General features: G+C 67.6%; 15 protein-coding genes, 1 other RNA gene and 1 pseudogene. 5 read left to right on the top strand and 12 right to left on the bottom strand.

What is annotated here, in order from left to right:
• Positions 1–247: 247 nt before the first annotated feature.
• From EAX62_RS04760 to EAX62_RS04750, 3 genes are all read right to left on the bottom strand, one after another.
• On the bottom strand, positions 248–1,615 hold the full coding sequence (locus tag EAX62_RS04760; RefSeq protein WP_158600535.1) for an HNH endonuclease signature motif containing protein: 1,368 nt from the start codon (positions 1,613–1,615) through the stop codon (positions 248–250).
• A gap of 371 nt (positions 1,616–1,986) precedes the next feature.
• Complete coding sequence (gene recR / locus EAX62_RS04755) at positions 1,987–2,601, bottom strand: recombination mediator RecR (protein WP_121900456.1); 615 nt, start codon at positions 2,599–2,601, stop codon at positions 1,987–1,989.
• A 7-nt stretch (positions 2,602–2,608) separates the two neighbouring features.
• Positions 2,609–2,926 (bottom strand): YbaB/EbfC family nucleoid-associated protein, encoded by a 318-nt coding sequence (locus EAX62_RS04750; protein WP_121900455.1) that lies wholly within the window; start codon positions 2,924–2,926, stop codon positions 2,609–2,611.
• A gap of 127 nt (positions 2,927–3,053) precedes the next feature.
• Here EAX62_RS04750 and EAX62_RS04745 point away from each other — a divergent pair, with 127 nt between their 5' ends.
• A complete protein-coding gene (locus EAX62_RS04745) occupies positions 3,054–3,782 on the top strand; it encodes a sulfite exporter TauE/SafE family protein (protein WP_158600533.1) in 729 nt (242 codons plus the stop codon).
• A gap of 23 nt (positions 3,783–3,805) precedes the next feature.
• On the opposite strand, the gene EAX62_RS04740 is transcribed toward EAX62_RS04745, so the two are convergent.
• The 8 genes from EAX62_RS04740 to EAX62_RS04705 form a co-directional block, all read right to left on the bottom strand.
• A complete protein-coding gene (locus EAX62_RS04740) occupies positions 3,806–6,199 on the bottom strand; it encodes a DNA polymerase III subunit gamma and tau (RefSeq protein ID WP_407703308.1) in 2,394 nt (797 codons plus the stop codon).
• A 118-nt stretch (positions 6,200–6,317) separates the two neighbouring features.
• Positions 6,318–6,414, bottom strand: an RNA gene (gene ffs / locus EAX62_RS04735) — signal recognition particle sRNA small type.
• A 101-nt stretch (positions 6,415–6,515) separates the two neighbouring features.
• Positions 6,516–7,778 carry an endo-1,4-beta-xylanase gene (locus EAX62_RS04730; protein ID WP_121900452.1) on the bottom strand — a complete coding sequence of 421 codons (1,263 nt, stop codon included), beginning with the start codon at positions 7,776–7,778 and terminating at the stop codon, positions 6,516–6,518.
• 33 nt (positions 7,779–7,811) lie between these two features.
• Positions 7,812–8,885: a Gfo/Idh/MocA family protein gene (locus tag EAX62_RS04725; protein WP_121901023.1), complete on the bottom strand. Its 1,074-nt coding sequence runs from the start codon at positions 8,883–8,885 to the stop codon at positions 7,812–7,814.
• Positions 8,886–8,890: 5 nt separating this feature from the next.
• Positions 8,891–10,441: a glycoside hydrolase family 43 protein gene (locus tag EAX62_RS04720; RefSeq protein WP_121900451.1), complete on the bottom strand. Its 1,551-nt coding sequence runs from the start codon at positions 10,439–10,441 to the stop codon at positions 8,891–8,893.
• Positions 10,438–12,843: a beta-xylosidase/alpha-l-arabinosidase gene (locus EAX62_RS04715; RefSeq protein WP_121901022.1), complete on the bottom strand. Its 2,406-nt coding sequence runs from the start codon at positions 12,841–12,843 to the stop codon at positions 10,438–10,440. Before EAX62_RS04715 ends, EAX62_RS04720 begins: the two co-directional genes overlap by 4 nt.
• Before the next feature lie 221 nt (positions 12,844–13,064).
• Entirely contained in the window at positions 13,065–13,955 is an 891-nt protein-coding gene (locus EAX62_RS04710) for a carbohydrate ABC transporter permease (RefSeq protein WP_121900450.1), read from the bottom strand.
• Positions 13,955–14,416, bottom strand: a complete 462-nt coding sequence (locus EAX62_RS04705; RefSeq protein ID WP_267897975.1) for a carbohydrate ABC transporter permease — start codon at positions 14,414–14,416, stop codon at positions 13,955–13,957. Before EAX62_RS04705 ends, EAX62_RS04710 begins: the two co-directional genes overlap by 1 nt.
• A gap of 44 nt (positions 14,417–14,460) precedes the next feature.
• On the opposite strand from EAX62_RS04705, the gene EAX62_RS17100 reads away from it, so the two are divergent.
• Entirely contained in the window at positions 14,461–14,643 is a 183-nt protein-coding gene (locus tag EAX62_RS17100; protein ID WP_121900449.1) for a substrate-binding domain-containing protein, read from the top strand.
• Between the two features lie 102 nt (positions 14,644–14,745).
• On the opposite strand, the gene EAX62_RS04695 is transcribed toward EAX62_RS17100, so the two are convergent.
• Positions 14,746–16,968: an endo-1,4-beta-xylanase gene (locus EAX62_RS04695; protein WP_121900448.1), complete on the bottom strand. Its 2,223-nt coding sequence runs from the start codon at positions 16,966–16,968 to the stop codon at positions 14,746–14,748.
• A gap of 359 nt (positions 16,969–17,327) precedes the next feature.
• On the opposite strand from EAX62_RS04695, the gene EAX62_RS04690 reads away from it, so the two are divergent.
• The 3 genes and pseudogenes from EAX62_RS04690 to EAX62_RS17095 all read left to right on the top strand — a co-directional run.
• The gene (locus EAX62_RS04690) at positions 17,328–18,332 is read left to right on the top strand and encodes a LacI family DNA-binding transcriptional regulator (RefSeq protein WP_121900447.1); all 1,005 of its coding nucleotides are present in this window, start codon (positions 17,328–17,330) and stop codon (positions 18,330–18,332) included.
• Positions 18,329–19,741 (top strand): serine hydrolase domain-containing protein, encoded by a 1,413-nt coding sequence (locus EAX62_RS04685; protein ID WP_121900446.1) that lies wholly within the window; start codon positions 18,329–18,331, stop codon positions 19,739–19,741. Before EAX62_RS04690 ends, EAX62_RS04685 begins: the two co-directional genes overlap by 4 nt.
• A gap of 954 nt (positions 19,742–20,695) precedes the next feature.
• Positions 20,696–20,977 (top strand): annotated as a pseudogene (locus EAX62_RS17095) (septal ring lytic transglycosylase RlpA family protein); the annotation flags it as partial.
• Between the last annotated feature and the right edge of the window lie 86 nt (positions 20,978–21,063).

Here is a 21,063-nt window from a genome sequence, read left to right as displayed (position 1 = left end):
AACCTGCATGGCACCCCAGTCCCTGAAATGCACCGCATCCGGGAGCGACGTTGCTGGTGCAACGCGTCAGGACGGCAGCTCGCCCGGCCCCCCAACGAGGATCCTGGCGAATGTAGCTGCGGCAACCGTTCCTGCCCGACTGGGCAGTCTCGCACTCCGTCTTCCACTTCCGGCGGTTGGACACCAGATGCGGCTGACCAGAAGAGACGCTTCTGATCCCGCTCAGCCCGAGAGCGCGCCCAGCCAGTCAGCTGTGCCAGTGGGGCGACGGCTGCAGGGACGGAGGAGTCGCCCGTCCCTCGAGGTGTGTGGGCGGACTTGTCCCCCTGAGCAGAAATCGGTGATGGAGCCGGGGAACACGCGCCGGGTCGATCTGCCGGGGCGGGGTGAACCACGGCAGCCCGGTTTCCGGGTCGAGGAGGATCTGCCACTGGACTTCCGCTGATCTGTCCGGATCCGGCTCCACGAGGCGGTGGTGGTAGGCGCAGAGGAGGACCCCATTCGCCACGCAGGTGGTGCCTCCCGCCCACCACGGTGTGTGGTGGTGCGCATCGCATGCTGCCGGTGGGGCATCACATCCCGGGAAAGCACACCCCAGGTCCCGCAACACGAGAGCCGCCCGGATCGCTTTGGTGAAGAACCTGTGGCTCCGACCCACGTCCAGTACTTCGGAGGGCCCACCCAGCACTGCCGGGATGACCTGGGCGTCGCAGCACAGCCGTCGGGCCTCACCCGCGGAGATGGGTTCCCCGGAAGCCAGCAGGGCGCCCGCCCCCAGACCCTTCATCAACGTCTCCAGTGTGAGACTCAACAGAACCTGCGGCCGGTCGCCACCCACAGCTGGAAGCTGTCCGGAGGAGGCGGTGATGCCACACCACCGAACGAACGCGTCCGCGCGTCGCGCCGACCGCTCCGGCACTTCACCGGCCAACTGGTACGACGCGGCGGACGGCATCAGCGCTTCCAACTGCGCGAGGAACAACTGACCGTCGGCAATCGGCACCTGTCCGCGGATCAGCATCGAGCCGTGATGGTCCGGGTAGACGACCATCGACCTCCGCTGGAACGCGATCCGTGCGTCTCGCTCCACACGGTCCGCCTCCAGCGCCTCAGCGTGGTCCGGGTCGACGACTTCCGCCATCCGCTGCGCCAGTACTCTCAGCTCATCCGGGTCCAGCCGGTCGGCAAACGCCACCACCTCGGACTGACACGTCTCCAGCTGCGACGGCGACAACGCCAGTGGCAAGTGCTTCAACCCGGCAACTATCCCCCGCGCCTGCTGCCCCGAGAGGGTGCCGTCACGCCACGCCCGGGCCACGACCGGGAACCTGTCTGCGAGATCCTTGGCCAGCCGCACATCGGACCGCGACGAGGCACGGGAGACCCGATTGGTTGCGTGCAGCCGCTCTGCCACACTCAGCCCCGGCTCGCGCACCATCTCCGCGTCGTGCAGCAAACCCATCCGCACGGCCGCGAGCCGGTCACACAGACCGTCGACCCCCGCCACCACCGCAAGCAACCCGGAGGCATCTCCGGACGTGGCCGACGCCATCGCGACGACGACATCCAGAACAGCAGCCAGCTGCCCCAAGCCCCCGTCGGTGGTTTCGTCCATACCCCTATTGTTCCCACCACCACTGACAAAAATAGAACACACAACCATTTATCGTCCAGGACCCAGCATCGTTACCACATCGTTACATTCAGATAGTGCAGAGGCCCAGTCCTACACGGCACAGGGGCAAGCCTGGGGTGTTCATCTCCGGGACGATCCCCCGCCGCGCGCCTCAACCCCGGTGAGGCTGGAGCAGCTGGTGCAGCTGGTGCAAGATCGTCCAACCAGCCGGACGCAACTGGCACAACACCAGCCGCTACATGACCGTCGAGGGCGCGTAGGCCCTGCGTCGAGCCTGCGGAACCGACCACACCGGGAGACCCGCTGCCGACCAGCACAGAGGTGGAGTGGGCGGTCCCATCAGGTGGCGGTCAGGGCGTCGGCGTTGCGGCGAACATGGAGCGTCGCCCCTCGAACGCGCGGCCGAGCGTGATCTGGTCTGCGTACTCCAGGTCACCACCCACCGGCAGGCCGCTGGCGGGGCGGGTGACCTTGACGCCGAAGTCGCGCAGCATCCGGCTCAGGTATGCGGCGGTGGCCTCGCCCTGGGTATCGGGGTCGGTGGCGATGATCACCTCGGTGACCTCCCCGTCGGCGAGCCGCTGGAAGAGTTCACGGGTGTGGAGATCGCCGGGGCCGCGCCCGTCGATGGGCGAGATGGAACCACCCAGCACGTGATAGAGGCCACGGAACTCGTTGGTGCGCTCCACGGCGATGACGTCCTTGGACTCCTCCACCACGCACACCATGGAGCGGTCGCGACGGGGATCGCGGCACACACGGCACCGGGTCTCCTGCGTCACGTTGAAGCAGACTTCGCAGAACTTGGCGGACATCTTCACCCGCCGCAGGGTGTCGGCGAGGCTGAACACGTCCTCCTCGGCCGCGTCCAGCAGGTAGAACGCGATGCGCTGCGCACTGCGCGGGCCCACACCGGGCAGCCTGCTCAGCTCGTCGATGAGGTCTTGAATCGGTCCTTCGTACACCGAACCCTCAGAACCCGAAGCCCTCGGGCAGCGTCGGCATCTGCGGCATGCTGGCCTGGGCTGCGCCGTCCGCTTCTTCCTTGGCGGCACGGAAGGCGGCGATCACGAGTGCGGCGAGGGTTTCGGGGTCCTCGGGGTCCCAGGCTTCCGGGCTGATCTCCAGGTGCAGCAGGTCACCCAGACCGGAGACCGTGGCCGTGACGAGTCCGCCACCGGAGGTGCCCTCGAACTTGCGGTTCGCCTGGTCCTCCTGCGCCTTCATCACGTCGGCCTGCATCTGCTGTGCCTGGGCCAGCAGGGCGTTCATGTCCATGCCTTCAAACATAGTTTTCCGTCTCCGTTCATTGGCGCTGCGGCCAGCATATGCGCCATTGGCGAGGCATGCGTCCCCGTCTCTTCGACGTGGCACCCGTCTGCCGGGCGGGAACGGTCAGAACGTAGTCTGGGCTCCCATGGGAGTACTTGAGATGGTCCTCGTGGCCATGGTGGTACTCACCGGGGCAGCTACGCAGCGGGTGAGCGGGATGGGCTTCGGCCTCGTCAGTGCGCCTCTACTCGTACTCATCATGGGTCCGTTTCTGGGAATCCTTCTGACGAACACTCTGGGGCTGACCACCAGTCTCATCGTGCTGACCCAGGTCTGGCGCCAGGTGGAGCTGCGGAAACTGGCGCTTCTTGCACCTCCCGCCCTGCTCGCCATCATCCCGGGCGCCTGGGTGGCGCTGAACGTACCAAGTGCCCCTTTGGCCATCGTCGTTGGCAGCATGACGTTCTCGGCTCTCCTCGGAATGCTCCTCAGTGAGCGCCTGCGGGTGTTTCACGGCACCACCGGTGCGGTTGCGGCCGGCGCCCTGTCCGGGTTCATGAGTGTCACGGCCGGCGCCGGGGGTCCGGCCATCACCCTCTACGCACTCTCGACGCGGTGGAAGCACCGATCCTTCGTCGGCACTGCACAGCTGTGCTTCGCGATCATCACCGCCGCCTCGCTCACTGCCAAGGGAGGGCCCCCGGACCTGCCCGCGGCAACGTGGGCGCTCACCCTGGGAGCGCTGCTCATGGGCGTACTGCTGGGCGGTCGCGTGGCACGCTACATCCCTGCGACCCTCGCCCGCGCGCTCATGGTCGGGCTCGCGCTGACCGGGTCACTCACCACAGTGGCCAAGGGCATCATCGACCTCTGAGGGACAGCTCACTCACCTGCGGGTCAGGGGGCGTTTTTGTCCTCCACGTCAATGACCTGCGCGTCGAAGGTCGCCGCCAGCAGTGCGGCGGCCGCCTCGTCGGCGTTGACCAGCTCGACATCGTCGGAGGCAATGTCAGCCTCCGCCCGCTGGGGCTCCTTCTCGGAGGCCGATGCGGCACTGGCGACGGCGTCGGCCATCTGCCGTGTGGCGGGCGGCGGGCCCGGCGGCGGGGCGGACTGCGCGGGGGTGGGCTGCGCCGCGGCGGCCTGCTCGCCCGACTTCGTCTCCACGGCCTGGATCCGCAGTTCCACACCGATCACCTCGATGAGGGAGTCGGCCAGCACGTCCTGGTTGCCGCTCGCGGAGAAGTTCTCCTTGGCGCCGGCGCTGGCGAAGCCGAGCACCAGTTGACCACCGGAGACCTCGATCACCTGCGCGTTCTGGGACAGCAGCATGTAGGTGAACCGACGTCTGCCCTTGACCTCCTCCAGCACGTTGGGCCACACCCTCCGCAGCTCAGAGGTGGTGAGTGCCACCTGCGACTCGGCGCGTGGCCTGGCAGCCGCAGGCGCTTCCTGCTGCGCGGGGGCCTGGGCGCTGCCGGCGGCCGGAGCGCCGGCCGGGCGCTGCCGCAGAGGCTGCTTGGCAGGGCCCTGCGCCGGGGCTGGCCTCGAGGGGGACGACGGGGCGGACGGCTGCTGGGCTGGTGCCGGCTGGGCGGCAGTTTCCCGGGAGGGGGCCTGCTGGGCGGGACGCTGCGTCGGTTCAGCAGGTGCCGCAGCCTGGGGGCGCTCCTCCCTCGCCGGCTGCGGGGCCGGTGCCTGCGGAGCGGGTGCCTGCCGCTCGGCCGGGGGCTGTTCAGCGGGCACCTGCTGGGCCGGTGCCTGGCGGGGCTGCGGGGCGGGAGCCTGCTGCGGCTGCGGGGCTGGCCGGGCGAGAGCCTTCTCCGGGGGCCGGTGGCCCTCGACGTCGTCCCAGTTCGCCACGGGTGCCTCCCCGGAGCCGATCATCCCGACGCGCCGCTCAAGACGATCCATGCGGGCGTTGAGGCCGCGCTCGTCGGCGTCGGCACCCGGGAGCAGCACGCGGGCGCACATCAGCTCCAGGTGCAGGCGGGGTGCGGTGGTGCCGCGCATGTCCGTGAGACCCGTGGCGATCACCTCGGCGGCGCGGGTCAGTTCCCCGTTGCCCATGCCCGCCACCTGGGTGGCGAGGCGCTGGGCCTGGTCGGTGGAGACCTCGAGCATGCCGTTGGTGGCGGCGTCGGGGACGGCGGCCAGGATCACGAGGTCGCGGAGACGGCGCAGCAGGTCCTCGGCGAACCGGCGCGGGTCCTGGCCCACCTCGATGACCTTGTCGATGGTGCGGAACACACCCGCACCGTCGCCGGCGGCGAAGGCGTCCATGATCTCGTCAAGCAAGGCGTCAGGGGTGTAGCCGAGCAGTGCAGCAGCCTGTTCGTGGCCGACTCCCTCCTCCCCCGCCCCGCCGAGCAGCTGGTCCAGCACCGAGAGGGAGTCACGCACGGACCCGCCGCCGGCCCGGACCACCAGCGGCAGGGCAGCGGCGTCCACGTGGACGCCCTCGGTGTCGCAGATCTGGGACAGGTACTCGGTGAGGATGCGCGGCGGCACCAGCCGGAACGGGTAGTGGTGGGTGCGGGAACGGATGGTGCCGATGACCTTCTCGGGCTCGGTGGTGGCGAACACGAACTTGGCGTGCGGTGGCGGCTCCTCCACCAACTTGAGCAGTGCGTTGAAGCCCGCCGTGGTCACCATGTGGGCCTCGTCGACGATGTAGATCTTGTACCGGCTGGCCACGGGGGCGAAGAAGGCACGCTCCCGCAGGTCGCGGGCATCATCCACACCACCGTGGGAGGCGGCGTCGATCTCGATGACATCGATGCTTCCGGGGCCGCCGCGGGCGAGGTCGGTGCAGGACTGGCACACCCCGCACGGTGTGGACGTGGGGCCCATCTCGCAGTTCAGGCAGCGTGCCAGGATGCGGGCCGAGGTGGTCTTGCCGCAGCCACGGGGACCGGAGAACAGGTAGGCGTGGTTGACCTTGTTGTTGTCCAGTGCGCGTTGCAGCGGCACGGTGACGTGGTCCTGACCGATGAGCTCCTGGAACGTGTCGGGCCGGTAGCGGCGGTACAGCGCCAGCGGTGCGGCCGGCGCCTCAGGGGTGGTGCGGCGCGAGTTCAAGACCGCACCAACGGCCGACGCGGGCAGCCACGACGACTCTGCAGAGGAGTCCTCCGGGTCGTCGAGAGGTTCCTCGGCGGGATCGTCGAACAGGCCTGGGCCATCCTGTTCCACTACGTCATCGGGCGCAACGTCGTCGATGCCCTCGTCGCCGAACAGGCCCGGGCCGTCCTGGAAGATGTCGTCCGGGGGCGGTGCGTCGCCGCTCAGGGTGTCCCCCGGCTCGCCGATGGGGCCGTACTCGTCCTCAAGGTCCTGGTCCACGCTGGACAGCCTATGCCAGCGCACGGACATGTCGTGCCCGGCCCGGGTCCTGCGTCAGGGCATGAAAAAAGGCCCCTCGCGCACCCAGAAGAGCTCACTTACCCTTGCTGCCTTCCGACCCTGGGGGAGTTGGGCGAGTTACTGCCGCGCGAGGAACCAAAGACAAGCCTACCGGATCCGTCGGAAATGGCCACCCGAACCCCGAGGACCGTTTGGCACAGGCACTTCTCGGCCATTCGTCGCAGAGACAGGTCGAGCATTCTCAGCAGGGAAGGACCACCTGAACTGCTGCCTGTCCGGGTGGAAGCTCGGTCTCGATCGAACCTCCTGCAGTGGAAATCCGGTAGCTGCCGGCGAAGCCATGAATGGTGACGGCGCCCGCGCCGTCGGTCTCCAGATGGGTCTCGGGGTACCACCACTCCCCCCGCAGCAGCTCGTGGAGGGCGTCATAGGCCGGCTTGCGCGTGCCGTCGACGCGGACGAGCCCGCAGGGAGCGCCCAGCCACGCCCCACGGTCGGTGATCCCCCAGTATGTGAGCGACTCGACGGCTGGGTGGGACACGACGGTGCGGTAGTGCCGCACGATCTCGTCGGCCTGGCGCGCCTCCCCCTCCGGCGTCGAGGGCCACGAGTCGACGACGTGGTCGTTGAGGTCGACGATCTCCGGCGGCATCAGGTCCCCCGACACCAGCGTCGTCTCGGTCAACTGGAGGGGAAGCCCGAACCGCGAGAACCGTTCGAGCAACTGCCACACCTGCTCCTCGCCGCGGTACCCCTGGTGCATGTGCGTCTGCAGCCCCACCGCATCGATCTGGATGCCGGCGTCGAGGCACTCCTCGATGAGATGTTCGTAGTCCGCGGACAGGTCGAAGTCGTTGAGGACGAGACGGGCACGAGGGTTCGCAGCGTGGGCCTCCTCGAATGCCATGGCCACCATCTTGACTCGGCCCTTGCGCTGGGCGAGGCGGGTGACGGCGTTGTCCTCCGCCGTGAACACGGGAAGGATGACCACCTCGTTGATGGCGTCCCACAGGTCAATGACCCCGGCGAATTCCGTCACCTCACGCCTGATGCGTCCACGGATCACCGCCTCCACCTCGTCCTCGGCCACGTCGAGGAGCCATGGGGGCGCCAGCGTGTGCCACACGAGGGGATGCCCCTTGACGGTCACGCCACGGTCGGTGAACCATTCCGCGGTGCGGCGCAGACGGGCGGTGTCCGTGTGACCGCGCACCGGTTCGAAGCCGCGCCAGTAGAACGGCAGCGTGACCGTGTTGAACAGGTTCAGGTAGTCGGCTGCCAGCGCCTCCGCACGGCTGGCGGACTCGTGCGGGGTCTCCCAGGCCGACGGGGCCCCCGCCGGTGGTGGTCCGCCCAGCCAGTCGACGAAGTCGAACCCGATGTTGCCGAAGCCGAACGCCTGACGCGTCTGCTGCACGGTGACGGCTGCATTGCGCAGCGGCTCTCCGGCAGTGTCGACGAGGGCAACGCGGGCCTCGGAGAACCGGTGGCTGATGTCAGGCATGGACGCAATCCTCCGAGGCGTACGGTCCGGGGGTCACGAGGCCCACGGTTCCCTGGCGACGCGCACATCGGCGCCGCTGCGGGCGGACTCCTCGATGGCGAGTCCGAGCAGATGGTCCTGACAGGCGTCGGCCAGCGGATATGGCGCCGGCCCCTCGGACCGGGTCCACAGCCCCACCTCCTCCAGGAGCGATGCGACCGCGATGTCGTCCTCGGACAGTCGTGTCCCCACCCACGGATTCCGGTAGACCATGCGGCCTTCGAAGGACGCCGACACCAGGTCGTTGCCCTCCAGGTTCATGTCGATGCCGGTGCGCCGGTAGGAGATGGGGGACACGATCACACCTTCGGTTGTGAGGTGGGTGACGGTGTCGTCCACGATCTCGCCCCGCTCCCCCCGCACCACGAGGCGTCGCGCCAGCAGCGGGTTCCACCACTGGTTGTCGGTGAAGTCGTACAACCCCATCCGCCCGCCGCCGAAGTCGAGGGTGGCGATCGTGGTCGTCAGGGGACGCGGTGCGGGGTTCTCCACCCATCCGTCGGGTGTCAACGGGTCCATCTGCGAAGCGACGAACGACCGCGCATTCACACGTACCTCCCCCGGCCCCACGTCCAGGAAGGTCCTCATCATCGAGGTGGCGTGGTAGAGGTGCGTGGAGGAGATCTGCACCGCCGTGGGTGCCCCGATGACCCCACTGCGCACGACGGCCAGCCGTGCGGCATGCCCGGGCATGCGCATGTACTGCTCGGCCACCTGCACGCGACCGCTCCCGCCCACCTTCGCCCACAGTGCCCGGAGTCCGTCCACGGTGGGCGCCGGCGGCGTTTCCGCCAGGACGTGTGCTCCCGCGTCCACCAGTTCGGTGACCACCTGCGGCATCGCGTCCCACGTCACCGAGGCGATGACGAAATCGGGGGAACATGCCAGTGCCTCACCGATGGTGCGGACGACGGGAATCCCCCACGACCGCGACCGCTCCGCCCCCGCGTCGGAGTGCGCCACCACGGCGACGGCCTCCAACCGGTCGGGAGCCTCCCGTGCCATGCGGAGGTGGAAGTCGGACCGCCAGCCGGTGCCCACCACCGCGAACCTCATTGGATGTGTCACGCGCATCACGCCCCGGGTCGGTAGTCGAAGGTGACGACGTCGGCTGTGGCGTCGCTGGGTTGCCCGTTGCTGGTGGCGTAGACCCCCATCCACAGACCCAGAAATCCTCCCACCGTGACCGGGTCGAGTTCCCGCCCGTCCACCACCGCGAGTGTTTCCGTGCCCGAGGGCGTCTCCACCGCCAGGCTGTACTCCTGCCCGCGGGCCCGGACCATCAGCGTCACGGTGCCATCGGAAGAAAGTTCGAGCGGCGTCTCGGCCAGTACCGTCTCGTCACCACTTCTGCGATGCGCGGCCCGGACCACCATGCCCCCGTCCGGACCGGGCGCGACGTACACGGTTGCGTGATCGCCCTCGGACTGGCGGAGCACAAGGCCCACATGCTCATGCGGGAGCCGCGTCCGCGGGCGGATCGTGGCGGTGACGTCGACGTCGACGTGCTGCTGGCGCACGCCGAGGAATGTCGGGGTCAGCCGCTGGGCGAGGGTGACTGGCTGCAACGCCAGGCGCCATCCGTCGCCCTGAGGTGTCGCGAAGGCCGTCACGGGTCCGCGCAGCGACGTCCACCGCGGGTCGTCCGGGCCCACCGGGCCCGCCTGGGGGGCCAGCTGCACGGCTGCGGAACCGGGCACCTCCAGCGTTGGGGACACCTGCCCGACACCGGGCGCGAAGATGGGCCAACCGTCCTCCCACTCGACGGGGACGAGGAACGTTTCGCGGCCAAGGTTGTAGTGGTACCCGCCGTAGGGTCGCATCGCGAGCAGTACTGCCCACCACGATCCGTCAACGGCCTCCACCAGGTCAGCGTGACCGACGCCGACGATGTCGGCGGTGCGTCCCAGGTTTCTGTGTGTCAGCACCGGGTTGGCGCGGTTGCCCACGTAGGGGCCGGTGACGTGCTCGGAGCGGGCGACGGAGACCGCGTGGTGAAGGTCGGTGCCCCCTTCAGCCGTGAGCAGGTAGTAGAAGTCGCCGATCTTGTACAAGTGCGGCGCCTCAGCCCACACCGCCCCGAGCAGGGCACCGTTCCACAGGATGTGTTCGTCACCCACGAACGACATGGTCTGGGGGTCGAGTTCGCGCACCCAGACCTCCGTCTGGTCATGCCATGGCGGATCGAGGACAAGCCTCGTGCCGTGCACCCACATCCTGCCGTCGTCGTCGAAGAAGAGTGACGGGTCGATCCCGCCACCCTCCAGCCAGATGGGGTCCGACCACGGACCCGCCGGGTCGGTGGCCGTCAGGAGGAAGTTGCCTCCCCGTGAGCGGTCAGAAGAATCGACCATGGTGCACGCAATCCAGAACACACCGTTGTGGTGACGCAGGGTGGGGGCGTACAGCCCGCCCGAGGACGGGACCCCTGCCATGTCGAGTTGTCCCTCCCGGTCGATGGCGGAGCCGATCTGGGTCCACGAGACGAGGTCGCGGCTGTGGTGGATCGGGAGTCCGGGGAAGTACTCGAACGTGGACGTCACCAGGTAGTAGTCGTCCCCCACCCGGCAGATGGAGGGGTCGGGGTAACAGCCGGGCAGGATGGGGTTGGTCACGGTTGTCATGTCAGGTCCACCTCGACGGACACGATCCGCTGGTCGGCTGACGTCACCTGGTGCACGTCGCCGGTGATGACGGTCCGTACCCGCTCGGTTGCTGTCCCGGCAACGACGTGGCCCTTGCCGGGGCGCGTGCTGGTGATACCGCCGCCAGTGGTCTCCCTGAGGTCGCCCGACTGCGTGGCGGTGGCTGAATGCGAGGCCACCCAAAGATCCACCTCACCTGGTTCCACCACCTTGACCATGCGGCGATTGGTGAACGCGAACCGCGCGGTGGGCACGCCGAAGGACACGGTGCCGGACTCGCCCGGCTCGAGGAACACGCGTGCGTACCCGATGAGTTGTACCGTCGGGCGCGTCAGTGACGCATGAACGTCGTGGCCGTAGAGCTGCACCACGTCGGCGCCGGCCACCTGGCCCGTGTTCGTCACCGTGACCGTGGCCCGGATGACACCGTCGGAGGGTGTTGCGTCGCTGGTCTCCAGCGAGGAGTAGCTGAAGGTGGTGTAGGACAACCCGAACCCGAAGGGCCGCAACGGGGTGGAGTCGGCGACGGTGACGTCGGAGGGACCACCCAGCAGCGGGCGCAGGTAGCTGTAGGGCTGCGCCCCACCAGAGCGGGGCAGCGACACCGGCAGTCGACCAGAGGGGTTGACCCGGCCGGTCACGATGTCGGCGATCGCCAGGGCTCCCCCCTCCCCCGGGAAGAACGCCTGCAGCACGGCAGCCGGACGGGCTCCGGGCCCGTCGAGGGCCCAGTCGATGGCGTACGGGCGTCCGGTGAGCAGGATCAGCACCACGGGGGTGCCCGTGGCCACCATGGCCTCGACGAACTGTCGCTGCACGCCCGGGAGCTCCAGGGTGTCGACGTCGTTGCCCTCACCGACGGTGCCGCGGCCGAAGAGACCTGCCCGGTCCCCCACCACGACGATGGCGACATCCGAGGACGACGCTGCTGCGGCGGCCTCGGCGAACCCGGAGGTGTCCTCGCCCTCGACCTCACACCCCTGGAGGTGGACGATGTCTGGGCCGGGCTCGTCCCCGGGCCTGAGTGCGCTTGTACACGCCTCCAGGACGGTGGCGATCTCGAAGCCCATCGGCAGGTCGGGATGACTGGCCAGGACGTGATTGGCGAAGGAGTAACAGCCCTGCAGCGCCTGCGCGCTGTCAGCGTTGGGCCCGAGGACGGCAACCCTCAACGACGCATTGGAACTGACATCGAGCGGGAGCGTGCCGTCGTTGGACAGCAGGATCACAGATTCCTCCGCCAGCCGCCGCGCAACCTCGCGGTGCTGCGGGGAGTCGAGGTCGACATGGGTGGGCGGCTCGTCCTCGTAGACGTCGGCCTCCAGGAGCCCCAGCTCCTCCTTCTGCGCCAACACCCGGAGGACGGCACGATCCACGTAGCCCTCGTCCAGCAGTCCGGCACGGACCTGCCCGGCGAGGGGCTCGAGGTAGGCATCCCCCGTGGGCAGTTCCACGTCGATGCCGGCCATCAGTGCAAGCTGTCCAGCTTCGCCGAGGTCACGGGCGACGCCGTGCATGACGGCCAGGAAGGCCACGGAGAAGTAGTCGGCCACCACCACGCCGTCGAAGCCGAGTGTGTCGCGGAGCATCCCCGTGAGGTATTCCGGGCTGGAGGCGACCGGTGCCCCGTCGATCTCCGAGTAGGAGTTCATGACCGAGCGGATGCCGCCGTCGCGGATGGCCATCTCGAAGGGTGGCAGGAACACGTCCGCGATTTCCCTGGGCCCCGCGTGGACGGGCCCGTGGTTGCGACCCGCCTGCGACGCCGAGTACCCCAGGAAGTGCTTGGCGGTGGCATGCACCCCGGTGCTCTGCAATCCCTGCACGAAGGCGGTGCCAATGGTCCCCACGACGTAGGGGTCCTCGGAGATGCACTCGTCCACGCGGCCCCACCGTGGGTCGCGGATGACGTCCAGAACCGGCGCCAGCCCCTGGTGAATACCCAGGGTGCGCATCGACTCACCGATGAGCTGCCCCGCCTCCCTGACCAGTACCGGGTTGAAGGATGCCCCCCAGGCCAGCGGCGTCGGAAACGTCGCGGCCTGCCACGCCGCCAGTCCCGTCAAGCACTCCTCGTGCACCAGTGCCGGGATGCCCAGCCGGGTTTCACGCTTGAGGCGGCGCTGCTCGCCCCACAACCAGGCGGCCCGCTCCAGCGGCTCCACCGGCCTCGTGCCGTAGACCCGGGTGTAGTGCCCGATGCCGTGACAGGTGGTCTCGGCGAGGGCGTCGGGGTTGCCCTTGCCTGCGGCCATCTCCCCCTGCATGGGGGCGACGACGGAGCCGCCCTGGTCCAGCCAGTACCCCACGAGCTGCGCCAGCTTCTCCTCCAACGTCATCCTGGCGTGCAGTTCCCGCACAAGGCTTGAGCAGGTGGGCATAGCAGGGATGGCTGGCGGGGTGGCCACCGGTTGGGCGGGCACTGGCCCGTCGGTGGTCGGCGGGGCGGGGACGAACCGCGGGGCGTTCGACGTCAGTGGCACATGAGACACAGCAACTACTCCTTGGACGAGCACGAACAGAGAGGACGGGGGTCGGTACGAGGGGCCGGGGTCACCCCATGCGTGGCCGGGATATCACGGCAGATGGGGGCTGCCGCACATCACCCCTTCACCGCGCCGGTCAGTCCGCCGACGATGCGGCGCTCGAACAGGCTGAAGAAGATCAGGGCCGGGATCATCGACAGGGACGCGAAGGCCAGCACGCGGGCGGTGTCGACGGAGTACTGCGACGCGAAGGACTGCACGCCGAGCGGCAGCGTGTAGGACATCTCGTCGTTGAGGATGAACAGCGGCAGCATGTAGCTGTTCCAGCTGGCGATGAACGCGAGGATGCCGGTGGTGATGACACCGGGGAGGGACAGCGGCACGACCAGACGGACGAAGAAGCCCAGCCTGCTTGCCCCGTCGATGGCCGCCGCCTCCTCCAGTTCCTTCGGGATGGCCCGCAGGAACGGCACGAGGATGATGATCGTCGTGGGCAGGGAGAACGCGATCTGCGGCAGGATGATGCCGCCGAGGCTGTTGATCAGTCCGAGGCTGCGGATCATGATGTAGAGCGGGGTGATGGCCACCGTCATGGGAAACATGAGACCGGCCGCAAAGAGCGCGTACAGCACACCCCGCGCCTTGAAGTCGTAGCGCGCCAGGACGAAACTTGCCATGACTCCCAGGACAACGACACCGATGGTGGTGAAGATGGCCACGATGGCGGAGTTGCCCATCTGCCGCCAGAACAGCGACGTGGTCATGACGTCGATGTAGTTGACGATTTTCCAGGGTGAGGGGAAACCGGAGGGGTCCGTGGTGATCTGGGAGTTGGTCCTGAATCCTCCCAGGACGATGTAGGCCACGGGGACGATGCAAATGGAGACCAGCACGAGGGCGACGATGTAGGTCAGCGGTCCACCCCTCCCGATCTGCGACCCCTTGGAACGCCGCTTCGTGGCGACGGGGCGGCTGGTGGGCGGCGGAGCAACGGCGAGTGCGGACATCACTTCCCCTTTCCTGTGAGGGCGCCCTCGGTGTCGCGCCGGAGCACGTAGCGCTGGTAGATCAGGGCGATGACGAGCGAGATGAGGAACAGCACGACGGCCACGGCGTTGCCGTATCCGAACTCGCCGGCGTTGCGCCCGTAGGTGACCATGTAGGTGGCCATCGTCGAGGTGCCGGCAGTGGCGGAGACGTACTGGCCCCAGATGATGTAGACGAGGTCGAAGAGCTGCAGGGATCCGATGATGGACAGGAACGCCCAGATCCGGACCGTGGGGCCGAGCAGGGGTACCGTGATGTGTCGCTGCGTCCTCCAGTAGGAGGCGCCGTCGATGGCGGCGGCCTCGAACAGTTCCTCGGGGATGCTCTGGAGCCCCGCGAGGAAGAGGATGACGGCGAAGCCGATGTACTTCCAGGAGATGATCAGGAGCAGCGACCAGATCGCGATCTTCGGATCCGACAGCCAGTCGACCGCCCAGCCCGGCAGGCCGATCTTGGTTCGACAACGTGCCGGAGTCCGCGCTCGCCACTCCCCCGCTGACTACCATCAACCAGCCCATCCAGCAGATGGGCTCCGAGGCGTTGCGCCTCCTCATCCAGCTCATTGAGGGCCAGAGTGACACCGAGACCCATGTCATGCTCCCCACATCGTTGGTCCTTCGCTCCACCACCTGCCCGCCCCGCTCCTGACTGGCCGGACGCGGTGAGCGTGGGAACGGGGTGGGTGCCATGCACCCACCCCTCCCCCCTGGCCTCAGGCCATCACATCTGAGTGCACTGGCGGCGTCGTGATCAACGGAACCTGACCAGGTTGTTGAACACCCAGGTGTCGACGAGCTTGTAGCTGTAACCGCCGCCTGGAAGCGCGGTGGGTGTCACCACGTTCTTGATCCAGATGAAGCTCCGGCAACCGTTGCGACCCGTCGCGGCGGTGTCGCACTCCGTGCGCCAGCTCCGACCGTTGCTCATGAACTCGCCGGTGTTGGCCAGCGGGTTTGCCCCCCACGCCTTGCGGGTCATCATCGGCAGGTAGGTGAGGTTGTTGAACACCCAGCCGTTGGTGTTGACGTAGCTTCCGGAGGCGGACCGGGTGGTCGTGGTGGCCCAGATCTTCGTGGTGCACCGCACCGTCTGCGAGTAGGGCTCACACGTGGTGAACCAGTCCCGCCCATTGACCCGGTGGAACCCCGGCGTGGTGTACAGGTCGCCCTGGCTCGGGGGTGCCGTGACGGTCACCGTCACCGTCGGCTTCACCGAAGGTTGGGTCGCCGGAGAACTCGGGCTTGCGCTCGGGCTCGGGCTCGGGCTCACGCTCGGGCTGGGACTCGGGCTCGGATTCGTGCCTGGGTCGTTCTTGCTGAGCCACGCCTCCGGGTCGGCAACTGCCACAGCCCCCAGCTTCTCTGACCAGTCGCTGTTGAAGATCAGGGGATTGTGGGTGGAGCGCCAGCTGAGCTGATCGTTCAACCCCCAGAACGTGACACCGTCAATGTGGTCCGCGTACTTCTTGTAGACCGCGAAGTACTCGGCGAACCGCTGCGCCTGGATCGCCTCCAGCTCAGCACGGTTGGTAATCTTGCCCACCCAGTAGGTGAAGCCGTCCTTGGAGATCCGGTCCTTGACCGATGGGTCGGTCAGGTCACGGTAGTTGGCCGCGCTGTCACCTTCCGGCTGGCCGTTGTAGGCCTCCCAGACCTGGAGATCAAGCTCGCTCACGTCTGCGTCCATTCCGGCCTCGATGATGAGCTGGATGGACCGCTCGACCGACGCCGCATCGGAACAGGCGCCGGGCTTCCAATCGGCGGCATCGTCGTCCACGAGGTCGGCGAGTTCGGTGTGGTCAGAGCACGCGAAAGCCGGCGTCTGGTTGATGTAGGTGTGCGACTGCATGCCGATGGTTTCGACGAGCTGGCGCGGGTCGGCCGGGAACTCGTCCGCATACCGCTCATTGAGCTCCGTGGCCATGGCGATGATCGCCTTGGCCTTGCCCTCGGACTGGAAGACGTTGAAGTCGTTGTACTCGAGCTTGACTTCGGGTCCGTACTTCCGGGCGAACACGAACGCGTCGTAGAGGAAGTCACCCGCGGTCTCGCCGGCCGCAGCGTCGGCGCCGTTGGCGTAGGCCTTGTACCAGTTGGAGGCGCCACCGTTGGGGCCGCCGCGCAGGAAGTCACGCCAGTCCTGGGTGGCGGGGTCGAACTCCGCGAGCCCATCGACGAATGCCTCATTGACAACGTCCCAAGAGACGGTGCGGTCCTTGAAGTGCGTGAGAACCGTCTCGATGTAGCGTTCCATGTTGGCCTTGGCCAGCGCACGGGTCCCGCCGGTTGTGCCGCTGTTGATGCGGTCCGGCGACTGGCCGTGCCACACGAGGACGTGTCCGTGCACGCCCATGCCCCGCTCGATGGTCTGGTCAACGAAGGCGTCGGCCGGGCCAAAGTTGAAGGTGAACTCGCCGGTCACCGGGTCGATGTTGTTGTTGGGCAGCAGTTCGACCGGCTTCATGATGTTCTCGGCGGTCATGACGTTGAAGTGACGGGCGATCGTGTTCGAGTTCGGCGAGCCCTCCGCGTACGACTGTGGGCCGGAGTAGATGTTGCCCACCGTGAAGTAGTCGGCGTAGACATCCTTGAGGGGGGCGATCTGCGGCCGGAAGGTGGTGTCGAGGGCGACGTCGCCCTCGGGCATCGTGAACGACGTGGTGCGCGCTCCGATCCAACCCAACTCCGGGGAGGTCCAACCGCCCCAGACGTTGGTGCTGGACGGATTCGCAGTGAGGGTCACCGTGTCGCCGGCGCTGTAGGTGCCCGCTCCGGAGAAGGTCCCCTTCCCCGTCGCGTTGATCTCCACGTCGAACGCACCTTCATCGGCGGCGCTCTGGGCTGGCGCGACGAGCCCCGTGGCAGCAAGCGTGACTCCTACCCCGACAGCCAGCCAACGACCGGCTCGGGACTGGCCGATTGAGCGGTGCCTGGGCGGCCTGTTCTCGTCGCCCAGAGTGGTTCCAGCAGACATGTCTTTCCCACTTCCTCGTGAGGTGTCGAAACTTTCGGTATCGGCGTCGATACCTTAGGTCGGTAAGCTACGCGGCCCTGGGCCCCAAGGTCAAGGGTTTTCACTCAATTAGTTTCGGTCCCAGCCAAAAGGGTGACCCGCCCCACCGAGGGCCGCGCCTGCCCCCACGCCCCCCTCTGTGTCGTAAGATGCCGCCCCGGATCCCCCCCCCCCCCATCTGCATCATGAGCAGCCGCCCCCGGATGCCCCCACATGTGTCCTGAGTAGCCGCCACGAGGAACGAGTGCGGCGGATCAAAGGGCGTCCCAGCACAGCCCATCACACGCGGTAGACTTCTCGAAAGTTGCGAAGGAGAACCGATGTCTCGCACAACAATTGCGGAGATCGCCGCGTCGCTTGGGGTCTCCGTCCCCACCGTCTCCAAGGTGCTCAATGGCCGCAGCGACGTCGCGCCAGGTACCCGAGCACGCGTGGACGAAGCCCTGAAGCGCCACAATTACCGCCGATCCGTCTCCCCCACTGCTCGAAAGTCGGGCCTCCTGGACCTCGTGTTCCGCTCCATGGACAACATGTGGGCCCACGAGATCATGCTGGGCGTCGAGGAGGCAGCCTCCGCCCGCCGTCTGAGCGTCGTGGTCTCGGAGCTGCGCGGCGCCCACAGACCGCCGCAGCGTTGGCTCGACGGCGTGATGTCACGGCGGCCCGTGGGAGTCATCCTTGCCCTCTCCACGCTGGAGGACGAGCAGCGGGAGCAGCTTCTGGCCCGCTCCATCCCGTTCGTCGTCGTCGACACCGAGGGCCAACCACCGGTGGGGGTGCCGACCGTGGGCTCCACCAACTGGGACGGCGGGCTGGCCGCCACCCGTCACCTCCTCGAACTGGGGCACCGCCGCATCGGCGTCATCTCGGGCGCACCGCACGTCCTGTGCAGCCGTGCGCGGGTGGATGGGTACCGCTCCGCTCACGACGAGGCGGGCATCACGCCCGACCCGGCACTCATCCGTTGGGGCGACTTCACCGCTGAGGGCGGGTACCAGCACGCGACCGCACTGCTCGCCCTGGAGGACCCGCCCACCGCCATCTTCGCCGGCTCGGACCACCAGGCGCTCGGAGTGCAGCGAGCCGCCCACGAGGCTGGCATGCGCCTCCCCCAGGACCTGTCCATCGTGGGCTACGACGATCTACCCATGACTGCGTGGCTCAGTCCCCCGCTGACGACGGTGCGCCAGCCGCTGCGCGAAATGGGCGCCCTGGCCACCAGAATGGTTCTCTCACTCGCTGAAGGTAAGGAGCTTGTATCCATGCGTATGGACCTCGCCACTGAACTCGTGATCCGCGAGTCGACCATGCCGACCTCGCCATGATGCGCGGCCACCTGCACCATGCGTCCCCGGAAGCCCACGGCCTGGACTCCCTGTTGATCCTGCGCGCCCTGACCGCGCTCGAGGACCAGGGGCTCGACCCCCACGGGTTCGCCATCGTGCGCCACGGCCGCGTCCTGGCTTCCGGCAGCTGGGCACCGTGGACCGCCGAGCAGGCAGGCCAGGTGTACTCGGTGTCGAAAACCTTCACCTCCGTGGCGATCGGTCATCTTGTCGCTGAGGGGCGCCTCGCCGTCACCGACACCGTCGATACCCACCTGGACATTCCCAACCCGGCCGGCATCACCGTCGGCCATCTCCTGTCGATGTCCACGGGACACACCGACGAGCAGTTGGCGCAGATGGGGCCCCCGTACGAGACCGCGACAGTGCTGTCCACGCCCCCCATCCACCAGCCGGGCACCCACTTCGCGTACAGCTCCCCCTCGAGCTACGTCCTGTCCCACCTCGTCACCGCGATCACCGGGCAACGTCTCACGGACTACCTGCGCCCCCGGATCCTCGACCCCCTCGGCATCCCCGATCGGTGGTGGACGCCGCAGGGACCCCTGGACCAGGGATACTCCGGGCTCCACATCACCCTCGATGACCTCACACGCCTGGGCGTTGCCCTCACGGCGCGCGGGAGCTTCGACGGCGAGCAGGCAATCCCCGCCGACTGGGTGGACGCGCTCGCCCTCCCGATGGTCGACAATTCTCAGCAGAACCAGGAGGCTCCGGACTGGGCATGCGGTTACGGCCGCCAGGTATGGATGAGCCAGCACGGTTTCCGTGCCGATGGCGCCTACGGCCAGTTCTGCCTGGTCATCCCGGAACTGGACATGGCCATCGCCTATCTCGGTGCCACCACGAACACGCAGGCGACGCTCGACGTGTGGTGGCGGCTCGTCGAGTCAGTGTCCGACGTTGCCCTCCACCGCAACCCCGCTGCCGAGGTGGAACTGTCTGCCCGGCTGGACGGCCTCGACTCCTGGCGCGAATCGATCGAGGTGGACGCCAACGCACCAGCGGGCGACCCCGCGCCGCGCCCCTGGCGGTTGGCTGCACGTCCCGGGGGCTGGGACCTCACCCTTGGCCCCCTCACCATTGACGTTCCCGAGGGGAAGTGGCTGCACCAGGTGTGTGACGTCGCACTGGATGACTACCACCAGCAACCGGGGCGAACAGACAGTGGTCGCCTCGTCCTGGCCGCACGAGGAGCCACTGTCGACGACGGTGTGGAGATCCATCTGGTGGTGCCGTCCTCACCCCACCGCCTGGTGGTTCGCTCCGTCGCGGGAGAGCTCACCGCCGCGTGGCACACGGTTCCGCTGTGGCGTCCGGACCTGACATCACTGGCAGTGCCCTCCTTCGTCGTCGCGGACAGCGACACCTCGCCGCTGCCCGAGTAGTGCAAACCTCGCTGCCTGAGTGGCCGCCGCGAGGAACGAGCAGCGGCATATCGATCGCCTCCAACCAGCGTCCCGAGCGCCGACCATTCCCCGCTGCCCCGCGCACCCCCACTTTCCCGCTCCCTGAGTAGCCGCCGCGAGGAACGAGCAGCGGCGTATCGACGTGCCGCCCCCACAACAACCTGAGGCTAGGTTGAGAACAACCCCAAGAATCCGCCACCCCCCAACCACCACCTGAGCGCTCAAACAGACTGTGAGCTCCACGCCAACCCTCAACCCAAGCTGAACGAATTCTTTGGATTTCACAGGAACTTCGTGTTACGTTCCTATTCGTTCGTAACGTTACTGAAAGAGGTTGGGATGCTGAAGCGCTCTTTGCACATCATGCTCGTGGTTCTGATGGGTGCCGTGTTCGGCGTCGTCTCCACCCAGAGTGCGAGTGCACTGACCTACACGGTCTACAACCAGCCGGGCGACCACCTGGTCAACGGCCGGTACTGGAAGACCTCGTGTGAGATGTACTCCTCCACGGTGGTGCGGTGCAGCACGAACATCTGGGCCACCAAGGTGGTCAAGAGCAACGGACGCTTCTACAACCACAACGGCTGGGTCTTCAACAACATGACCTACCTGCCCTCCGGCAAGGCCGCGTGGAAGAACAACCCGCTGGCGACGAACAAGCAGTGGACCGCCGCAGACGGCCACCGTTGGAAGACGGAATGCAACACCGCCGCCACCGGCAAGAACGGCTGCCGTTCCTATGTCCTTTCCCGGAACGTGGTGAACACGGGCGGCAAGTTCGTGTCGCAGAGCGCATGGCTGTTCAACAACATGGTCCAGTTCTCCTCCAAGGGGACCCCCGCCCAGACGACGATCCCCCCGAAGGCCCCCGCCGTGGCGAACGTGCCCGTGGAGAAGGCCTTCAAGACTCCGGTCGCTGCAGCAGCGGGCGGCGCCGGCGGCACGTGCAGCGCGTCGTACTACTGGGAGGGCCAGATGACCGCCAACGGTGAGCGGTTCAACACCAACGACTTGACGGCCGCCCACAAGACGCTGAAGTTCGGCACCCGGGTGAAGGTCACCAACCCCGCCAACGGCAAGTCCGTCGTGGTGCGCATCAACGACCGTGGCCCCTACGTTTCGGGCCGCTGCCTCGACCTCTCCAAAGCTGCCATGTCGGCCATCGGCGGAATCTCCGCCGGCCACATCAAGGTCAGCTACCAGGTCGTCTCCTAGATCCGCCTCATCCCCCCCGTGAGGTGTGGCCCCGTCGGCGTAAGCCGGCGGGGTCAATTCTTTTGTCCCCCATGCGGCCGTCTTGG

The sequence above is a fragment of the Tessaracoccus antarcticus genome, from assembly GCF_003688855.1.
Classification (GTDB): Bacteria; Actinomycetota; Actinomycetes; order Propionibacteriales; family Propionibacteriaceae; genus Arachnia; species Arachnia antarctica.
The sequence above is the reverse complement of the archived record's forward strand: the minus strand, read 5'-3'. Positions and strand labels throughout refer to the sequence as shown.

Coding starts and splice junctions, on each gene's coding strand:
- EAX62_RS04760 (WP_158600535.1), bottom strand. CDS start 1,615: ATGGACGAAACCACCGACGGGGGCTTGGGGCAGCTGGCTGCTGTTCTG.
- EAX62_RS04750 (WP_121900455.1), bottom strand. CDS start 2,926: ATGTTTGAAGGCATGGACATGAACGCCCTGCTGGCCCAGGCACAGCAG.
- EAX62_RS04745 (WP_158600533.1), top strand. CDS start 3,054: ATGGGAGTACTTGAGATGGTCCTCGTGGCCATGGTGGTACTCACCGGG.
- EAX62_RS04730 (WP_121900452.1), bottom strand. CDS start 7,778: ATGCCTGACATCAGCCACCGGTTCTCCGAGGCCCGCGTTGCCCTCGTC.
- EAX62_RS04720 (WP_121900451.1), bottom strand. CDS start 10,441: ATGACAACCGTGACCAACCCCATCCTGCCCGGCTGTTACCCCGACCCC.
- EAX62_RS04715 (WP_121901022.1), bottom strand. CDS start 12,843: ATGCCCACCTGCTCAAGCCTTGTGCGGGAACTGCACGCCAGGATGACG.
- EAX62_RS04710 (WP_121900450.1), bottom strand. CDS start 13,955: ATGTCCGCACTCGCCGTTGCTCCGCCGCCCACCAGCCGCCCCGTCGCC.
- EAX62_RS04695 (WP_121900448.1), bottom strand. CDS start 16,968: ATGTCTGCTGGAACCACTCTGGGCGACGAGAACAGGCCGCCCAGGCAC.
- EAX62_RS04690 (WP_121900447.1), top strand. CDS start 17,328: ATGTCTCGCACAACAATTGCGGAGATCGCCGCGTCGCTTGGGGTCTCC.
- EAX62_RS04685 (WP_121900446.1), top strand. CDS start 18,329: ATGATGCGCGGCCACCTGCACCATGCGTCCCCGGAAGCCCACGGCCTG.